The 8,127-nt window shown below is 39.8% G+C and carries 8 protein-coding genes; 7 read left to right on the plus strand and 1 reads right to left on the minus strand.

The window, feature by feature from the left end; genetic code table 11:
• Positions 1-179: 179 nt before the first annotated feature.
• From ADI86_RS03985 to pnuC, 6 genes are all read left to right on the plus strand, one after another.
• Complete coding sequence (locus tag ADI86_RS03985) at positions 180-1,373, plus strand: O-antigen ligase family protein (RefSeq protein WP_049531890.1); 1,194 nt, start codon at positions 180-182, stop codon at positions 1,371-1,373.
• 144 nt (positions 1,374-1,517) lie between these two features.
• Positions 1,518-1,961, plus strand: coding sequence for a MarR family winged helix-turn-helix transcriptional regulator (locus ADI86_RS03990; protein WP_049531891.1), 444 nt, complete (start codon positions 1,518-1,520; stop codon positions 1,959-1,961).
• Positions 1,962-1,964: 3 nt separating this feature from the next.
• Positions 1,965-2,729, plus strand: a complete 765-nt coding sequence (locus tag ADI86_RS03995; protein ID WP_049531892.1) for a nuclear transport factor 2 family protein — start codon at positions 1,965-1,967, stop codon at positions 2,727-2,729.
• 14 nt (positions 2,730-2,743) lie between these two features.
• Positions 2,744-3,472, plus strand: a complete 729-nt coding sequence (locus ADI86_RS04000; RefSeq protein WP_049531893.1) for an ATP-binding cassette domain-containing protein — start codon at positions 2,744-2,746, stop codon at positions 3,470-3,472.
• On the plus strand, positions 3,465-4,985 hold the full coding sequence (locus tag ADI86_RS04005) for an ABC transporter permease/substrate-binding protein (protein WP_049531894.1): 1,521 nt from the start codon (positions 3,465-3,467) through the stop codon (positions 4,983-4,985). The genes ADI86_RS04000 and ADI86_RS04005 overlap by 8 nt, the downstream gene beginning before the upstream one ends.
• Before the next feature lie 327 nt (positions 4,986-5,312).
• Positions 5,313-6,119, plus strand: a complete 807-nt coding sequence (pnuC, locus tag ADI86_RS04010; RefSeq protein ID WP_049531895.1) for a nicotinamide riboside transporter PnuC — start codon at positions 5,313-5,315, stop codon at positions 6,117-6,119.
• A gap of 78 nt (positions 6,120-6,197) precedes the next feature.
• On the opposite strand, the gene ADI86_RS04015 is transcribed toward pnuC, so the two are convergent.
• Positions 6,198-6,734 carry a TetR/AcrR family transcriptional regulator gene (locus ADI86_RS04015; protein WP_049531897.1) on the minus strand — a complete coding sequence of 179 codons (537 nt, stop codon included), beginning with the start codon at positions 6,732-6,734 and terminating at the stop codon, positions 6,198-6,200.
• Positions 6,735-6,866: 132 nt separating this feature from the next.
• On the opposite strand from ADI86_RS04015, the gene ADI86_RS04020 reads away from it, so the two are divergent.
• Positions 6,867-7,757, plus strand: a complete 891-nt coding sequence (locus ADI86_RS04020; protein ID WP_049531896.1) for a cation diffusion facilitator family transporter — start codon at positions 6,867-6,869, stop codon at positions 7,755-7,757.
• The last annotated feature ends 370 nt before the right edge of the window (positions 7,758-8,127 follow it).

The raw sequence follows: 8,127 nt of genomic DNA on the forward strand, positions 1-8,127 counted from the left end.
GTCGTCTGAGACTAACTTCCAGTTTTGGGAGAGAGGTGGAAGTTACTTTGAGAAGTTACGTTTCTTCCCTTTTTTACCTAGGAAGCGTTTCCTTTGTTTTCAAATTACTCAAAAAGTGGTACAATATAGGATAGCTTACTATTATCTGAATCAGTTGATTTGGAGAGAAAGGATTCATTTTGAAATCAATAGGCTTTATTGAAAAGCTGAAAGGGTTGTCTAGTAAAGAGCTGATTTTATTGGGAATTATCCTGAGTATCTTTTTACCCTTTTATCTTTTTGTAGTTGTATTCTGTTTATATATTATCAGTTTGATTTATACAGGAGACATGAAAAGTATTCTTCAGAAAATGGGGGAGCATCCGATGCTGCTTCTTTTTCTTGGCTATAGTACTGTTATATCTACTTTTGCACAAAATTGGATGGGAGTAGTGGCTTCAGTAGGAATTTTTCTATTTACTGTTTTCTTTTTGCACTATCAGTCGATTTTATCACACAAATTCTTTCGATTGATTTTGCAGCTAGTCTTACTTGGTAGCGTATTGTCAGCTGCTTTTGCGAGTTTAGAACATTTCCAAATTGTGAAGAAATTCAACTATGCTTTTCTTTCACCCAATATGCAGGTATGGCATCAGAATCGTGCAGAAGTGACTTTCTTTAATCCTAATTATTATGGAATTATTTGTTGTTTCTGTATCATGATTGCCTTCTATCTGTTTACAACGACCAAGTTGAATTGGTTGAAGGTATTCTGTGTGATTGCAGGATTTGTTAATCTCTTTGGATTGAACTTTACTCAAAATCGAACTGCCTTTCCTGCTATTATAGCTGGAGCGATTATTTATCTCTTTACGACCATTAAAAATTGGAAGGCCTTTTGGCTTAGTATTGGGGTCTTTGCGATTGGCTTGAGTTTCCTCTTTTCCAGTGATTTGGGAGTTCGGATGGGGACTTTAGATTCTTCTATGGAGGAACGCATTTCTATCTGGGATGCTGGGATGGCCTTGTTTAAGCAAAATCCTTTTTGGGGTGAGGGGCCATTGACCTATATGCACTCTTATCCTCGGATACATGCTCCTTATCATGAACATGCTCACAGCCTTTATATTGATACAATTCTGAGTTACGGAATTGTGGGGACTATTTTATTAGTTTTGTCTTCTGTTGCTCCTGTTCGCTTGATGATGGATATGAGTCAGGAGTCGGGGAAACGTCCGATTATCGGTCTTTATCTATCTTTTCTTACAGTAGTTGCTGTACACGGAATCTTTGACTTGGCCCTCTTTTGGATTCAGTCTGGCTTCATTTTCTTGCTAGTTATGTGCAGTATTCCGTTGGAGCATCGAACTTTGGTATCGGACATGACGGATTAAGTTTATTAGATTGAAATCTTCTACCTTGGGTGGGAGGTTTTTTTACTGGGAAAAATTATTTCTAAATCGAAATAGTTGACAGTTGGAACAATGAGTGTTACAATATGATTATTCATTTCGATATAGAAATAAATTGGAGGTGTCATGAAAGATAGTCATTTGCTAGCCCATCATATTCGTTTGTTGAATGGGCGGATTTTTCAAAAGTTACTGAGCCAAGATCCTGAAGCTCTTTATCGGAGTGAACAGGGCAAGATTTTAGCGGTTTTATGGAATAGTGAGATGGGCTGTGCAACTGCGACAGACATTGCGCTTGCGACTGGGCTTGCTAATAATACGTTGACGACTATGATAAAAAAGCTAGAGGAGCAAAATCTTGTAACTGTTAGCCCATGTGGAGAAGACAAGCGTAAGAAGTATTTGGTTTTAACAGAGTTGGGGGAGTCTCAGAAAGAAGTGGGACATCGTGTCAGTCAGAAATTGGATGCTATCTTTTATAAAGGATTTTCAGAGGAAGAAATTCGCCAGTTTGAAGGTTTTCAAGAAAGAATTTTGGCTAATCTGAAAGAGAAGGAAAATGAGGTTTAGAATATGTCAAAACAAGTTGAAAATGCACAAAATCTATACATTCATGCTATTCAAGACGGACGAGTTGCTGAGGCTCAAACCCAGTCTGTAGGGGATACCTATATCCAACATTCGACAGGTGTGCCTGACGGGAAAGAAGGATTTGCAGCTTTCTTTGCAAATTTCTTCGAGCGCCATCCAGAGCGTCAGATTAAGATTGTACGCACTATTGAAGATGACAATCTGGTCTTTGTTCATGTTCATCAATATCTGAATGGTGGGGAAGCTCAATGGGTGACAACGGATACTTTCCGTGCGGATGAGAATGGTCGTATCGTGGAGCATTGGGATGTCATTGACTACTATCGCACTCCAGAAAATGGGCAGTTAGACCAAATCTTTGGCGATTTTGAAATCAAGGATTTGGATAAGACAGCAGAAAATAAAAAGCTGGTTCGTCGTTTCTTGACAGAAATTTTCCAAAATGGGGAGCTAGAACAGTGGAGTAATTATGTAGCGGATGATTTGATTCAGCATAATCATGAGATTGGGCAAGGAAGTAATGCTTATAAAAACTATGTTACTGAGCATGATGTCACTTTTGACTTTGTTTTCCAACTCTTAGGACAAGGAAACTATGTGGTTAGCTATGGTCAGACTCAGATTGATGGAGTTGCTTATGCCCAGTACGATATCTTCCGTCTAGAAAACGGGAAAATTGTGGAGCATTGGGACAACAAGGAAGTTATGCCTAAGGTAGAAGACTTGACCAATCGAGGCAAGTTTTAAGTTGAGGATACAGAATGATTGAATACAAAAATGTAGCTTTACGTTACACAGAAAAAGATGTCTTGAGAGATGTTAATTTACGGATTGAGAATGGCGAGTTTATGGTTTTAGTTGGTCCATCTGGCTCAGGTAAGACAACCATGCTTAAGATGATTAACCGTCTCTTGGAACCAACTGATGGAAATATTTATATGGATGGCAAGCGCATCAAAGATTATGATGAGCGTGAACTTCGTCTTTCTACTGGTTATGTTTTACAGGCTATTGCCCTCTTTCCCAATCTAACGGTTGCGGAAAACATTGCCCTAATTCCTGAAATGAAGGGCTGGACTAAGGAAGAAATTGCTAAGAAAACAGAAGAGATTCTAGCAAGAGTTGGTTTACCAGTAGCTGAGTATGGGCATCGACTTCCGAGTGAGTTGTCTGGTGGAGAACAGCAGCGAGTTGGTATTGTCCGTGCTATGATTGGTCAGCCCAAAATTCTCCTCATGGATGAACCTTTTTCAGCCTTGGATGCTATTTCGAGAAAACAGTTGCAGGTTCTGACAAAAGAATTGCATAAAGAATTTGGGATGATAACGATTTTTGTGACCCATGATACGGATGAGGCCTTGAAGTTGGCGGACCGTATTGCTGTCTTGCAGGATGGAGAGATTCGTCAGGTGGCGAATCCCGAGACTATTTTAAAAGCTCCTGCCACAGAATTTGTAGCAGATTTGTTTGGAGGTAGTGTTCATGACTAATTTAATTGCAACTTTTCAGGATCGTTTTAGTGATTGGTTGACAGCTCTATCTCAACATTTGCAGTTGTCACTTTTGACCCTATTACTAGCTATTTTTATCGCGATTCCTTTGGCTGTTTATCTTCGCTATCATGAGAAGTTAGCGGATTGGGTTTTGCAGATTGCAGGGATTTTCCAGACCATCCCGTCTCTGGCCTTGCTGGGGCTCTTTATTCCCTTGATGGGAATTGGAACCTTGCCTGCTTTGACAGCACTAGTGATTTATGCGATTTTTCCGATTTTGCAAAATACTATCACTGGACTCAAGGGAATTGATCCAAGTCTACAAGAGGCTGGGATTGCCTTTGGGATGACTAGGTGGGAGCGACTCAAGAAGTTTGAAATTCCACTTGCTATGCCTGTTATGATGTCTGGAATTCGGACGGCAGCTGTCTTGATTATCGGTACGGCAACCTTGGCGGCCTTGATTGGGGCAGGGGGGCTGGGTTCCTTTATCCTTTTGGGAATTGACCGTAATAATGCCAGTCTGATTTTGATTGGGGCCCTTTCTTCTGCAGTCCTTGCCATTGCCTTTAACTTCCTACTAAAAGTGATGGAAAAGGCAAAATTGCGGACGATTTTTTCTGGTTTTGCCTTGGTGACAATATTGCTTGGTTTGTCTTATAGTCCAGCTCTTTTGGCTCACAAAGAGAAAGAAAACTTAGTTATTGCTGGGAAATTGGGTCCAGAACCAGAAATTTTGGCCAATATGTATAAGTTGCTGATTGAAGAAAATACCAGTATGACTGCGACTGTTAAACCGAATTTTGGGAAAACGAGCTTTCTCTATGAAGCTCTGAAAAAAGGCGATATTGACATCTATCCTGAATTTACTGGTACGGTGACTGAAAGTTTGCTGCAACCATCACCCAAGGTGAGTCATGAGCCAGAGCAGGTTTATCAGGTGGCGCGTGATGGTATTGCCAAACAGGATCATCTAGCCTATCTCAAACCCATGTCTTATCAAAATACCTACGCTGTAGCTGTTCCGAAAAAGATTGCTCAAGAATATGGCTTGAAGACCATTTCGGACTTGAAAAAAGTGGAAGGGCAGCTGAAGGCCGGTTTTACTCTAGAGTTTAACGACCGTGAAGATGGAAATAAGGGCTTGCAATCAATGTATGGTCTTAATCTCAATGTAGCGACTATGGAGCCAGCCCTTCGCTATCAGGCTATTCAGTCGGGTGATATTCAAATCACGGATGCCTATTCGACTGATGCAGAATTGGCGCGTTATGATTTGCAGGTCTTGGAAGATGACAAGCAACTCTTCCCACCTTACCAAGGGGCTCCACTGATGAAAGAAGCTCTTCTCAAGAAACATCCAGAGTTGGAAACAGTTCTCAATAAATTGGCTGGTAAAATTACTGAAAGCCAGATGAGCCAGCTCAACTACAAAGTCGGTGTTGAAGGCAAGTCAGCAGAACAAGTAGCCAAGGAGTTTCTACAAGAACAAGGTCTGTTGAAGAAATAGCTTGAAAAGCTAAACTCAACTTGGTTAAACGACTATATAGAAGAACGCTCAGATAATTTTATCTGGGCTTTTTTGAGGTGAGAATTACTCAATGTCACTTAAAATGGAAAGAGAAAATTTTCAGGAATTTCTAAAATTTAACTGTAAACACACTTGACTATTCATAAAATAGGTGTATAATGTGTTGTGAACTACTTAACAAATAAGGATTTTCAGTTCATGTCGACTAAGGTTAAAAATTTTGTGTATAGACAGTTCATTATCTAATAGAGCGTTGCGTCCGAAAGTCTATCCAGACACGGCTCTTTAAAAACAAAAGGAGAAATGATGCATACTTATTTGCAAAAGAAAATTGAAAATATCAAAACAACTCTAGGTGAAATGTCAGGTGGTTACCGTCGTATGGTTACGGCTATGGCTGATTTAGGATTTTCAGGAACTATGAAGGCTATCTGGGATGACCTCTTTGCCCATCGTAGTTTTGCCCAGTGGCTGTATTTGCTGGTTTTAGGAAGTTTTCCTCTCTGGCTAGAATTGATTTATGAACACCGTATTGTTGACTGGATTGGGATGATTTGTAGTCTGACAGGGCTTATCTGTGTTTTCTTTGTATCGGAAGGTCGGGCAAGTAATTATCTTTTTGGCTTGATTAACTCTGTTATTTACCTTATTTTGGCCCTACAGAAAGGCTTTTATGGTGAGGTGTTGACGACAATTTACTTCACAGTCATGCAACCGATTGGACTTCTCGTTTGGATTTATCAAGCCCAGTTTAAGAAAGAAAAGCAGGAGTTTGTTGCACGTGAACTGGATGGCAAGGGCTGGACAAAGTATCTTTCCATTAGTGTTCTTTGGTGGTTGGCCTTTGGATTTATTTATCAGTCTATTGGTGCCAATCGTCCCTATCGTGATTCAATCACAGATGCGACCAATGGGGTGGGACAAATTCTCATGACAGCTGTTTACCGTGAACAATGGATATTCTGGGCAGCTACCAATGTCTTTTCAATCTATCTCTGGTGGGGAGAAAGCCTGCAAATTCAAGGGAAATATCTAATTTATCTCATTAACAGTCTAGTTGGTTGGTATCAGTGGAGTAAGGCTGCTAAGCAGAATACTGATTTACCTAACTAGGAAAAGATGTTTGAAAGTGCTGTTTTGAGATTTCGATTAAAACAGATAGAGTTGATAATCAAGGATTTTCATTGAGTATCAATTTTTAGGAATGAGAAGGTCTAGATAAAATTGCACAACTTCCTGGTCTGTAAAGTCTTGTCCGTTTTTGAGCCACCAGGTCAATGTCTCGATAAAGTTGGACACGACTAAGTGTTGGAGGTAAGAAATAGGCAGACTCGGATGAGCTTCTTTTAAATCATCAGCTAGCACGGAATAGACATGGTGTTCTAGTTCTTTATGGAGTTGACGGAGGAAGTAGTCATTTTTGGAAAATAGCAGACTGGTGATATGGTCTTGGTTTTTTTGAAAATGCAGAAAGAGGTGGGCGAGATAATCCTTGGTAGAAACGGATTGTTCTCTTTCAAAGATGTGATGAAAGAGGTAGCGGCAAAGCTCGTCCAGAAGTAGTTCCTTGCTCTCATAGTGACAGTAAAAGGTGGAACGTCCCACATCTGCGAGATCAATGATATCCTGAACTGTGGTGGCTTCGTAACCCTTATCGTTTAAAAGTTGTAGAAAAGCTTGATAGATGGCTTTTTTTGTTTTGCTGATACGGCGGTCAATGTTAGTCATATGGACACTTGAGGCAAATTGTTCAGAACTGAATAAAGCTGACATTTTGCTTCTATCCTTTCTTTGAGTTTTAGTGGATAATGATAATGAACAAGGTGTTCATAAATCTATTATAACAAAGGAATGAGAAAGATGAAGGCAAAATATACTGTTTGGGTAGCTTTTTTCTTAAATTTAAGCTATGCTATTGTTGAGTTTATCGCTGGAGGAATCTTTGGTTCGAGTGCGGTTCTTGCTGATTCTGTCCATGACTTGGGAGATGCTATAGCCATTGGCATATCGGCCTTTTTGGAAACAATCTCAAATCGAGAAGAAGATAGGCAGTACACCTTGGGTTACAAACGATTTAGTCTTTTAGGGGCCCTGATGACTGCTGTAATTCTTATCACAGGATCCATCCTAGTGATTTTGGAAAATACAACTAAACTTTTTAATCCACAGCCTGTTAATGATGAAGGCATCCTCTGGCTAGGAATCATTGCAGTAAGTATCAATCTGCTAGCTAGTTTAGTGGTTCGTAAAGGGAAAACAAAGAACGAGTCTATTCTTAGCCTGCATTTTCTGGAAGATACCCTTGGTTGGATAGCAGTCATCCTGATGGCCATTATTCTCCGATTTACAGATTGGTATATCTTAGATCCTCTCTTGTCGCTTGTCATTTCTATCTTCATTCTAACAAAAGCCATTCCTCGCTTTTGGAGTGCACTCAAGATTTTCTTGGATGCTGTGCCAGAAGGAGTAGAGACAGGGGATTTGGAGAAGGATTTGGAGGATCTAATCAATGTCAAAAGTGTCAATCAACTTAGCATTTGGTCCATGGATGGTCTAGAAAATAATGCAATTGTTCATCTGTGCTTAGAGGACTGGGAACAGATGATGGAAACAAAGAATCAAGTACGTCAGCTCTTAGAAGAAAGAGGAATTCAGAATATTACCATTGAAGTGGACGCCAGTCAAAGCAATCATGCGCAACATAAACGGAGGGTAACAGCCTTAGAGCAACCCCATGGGCATCAACACTAGAAAAGAGGTTGGGGGAAAACTCAATTTTAAGAGAAAATGAAGTAAATCTTCAAGCAAAAAACGCATAGTATCAAGGATTTTTAATGCCCGATACTATGCGCTTTTTACTTTTATAGACTTTTTGCCTAGCTGCTTTGATATTTGATTTGAAAGACGCTTTCTCTAAATTTTTTGACTAATGAAAGGGTATGCTAATAAGAGAACTGATAATGAAAAAAATTTTTTTCGTTTAGATGCAAAATATTTGACTTGGAGTCAATTTCAAGTTATATAATAAGATAAGTGAGTTATACTCTTCGAAAATCTCTTCAAACCACGTCAGCGTCGCCTTACCGTACTCAAGTACAGCCTGCGGCTAGCTTCCTAGTTT

It is taken from the genome of Streptococcus pseudopneumoniae, from assembly GCF_001074975.1.
Taxonomy (GTDB): Bacteria; Bacillota; Bacilli; order Lactobacillales; family Streptococcaceae; genus Streptococcus; species Streptococcus pseudopneumoniae_D.